Below are 245 nucleotides of genomic sequence, written 5' to 3'. Positions count from 1 at the left end.
GTCGTTGAACGGCAGGGTAAGGGTGTGCGTTGCGAAGGCCGCCCGCACCCCGGCCCAGCTTGGCACGCCCAGGGTCAGCAGGCCGGAGCCGGCCATGACCAGCAGGCTGTCGGAGTGGCCGTGGTAGCAGCCTTCGAACTTGATGATGCAGTCACGGACGGAGTAGACGCGGGACAGGCGAATGGCGCTCATGGTCGCTTCGGTGCCGGACCTGACCATGCGTACCAACTCCATCGACGGCACGA

1 protein-coding gene is annotated in these 245 nt (G+C 66.1%); it reads right to left on the bottom strand.

Going from position 1 to position 245, the window contains the following annotated elements:
- Nucleotides 1–245 (bottom strand): aminotransferase class III-fold pyridoxal phosphate-dependent enzyme (locus tag M2D63_RS25990; RefSeq protein WP_285865911.1); only part of this gene is annotated, 245 nt, incomplete at both ends.

It is taken from the genome of Pseudomonas sp. BJa5, from assembly GCF_030272875.2.
Taxonomy (GTDB): Bacteria; Pseudomonadota; Gammaproteobacteria; order Pseudomonadales; family Pseudomonadaceae; genus Aquipseudomonas.
The sequence above is the reverse complement of the archived record's forward strand: the minus strand, read 5'-3'. Positions and strand labels throughout refer to the sequence as shown.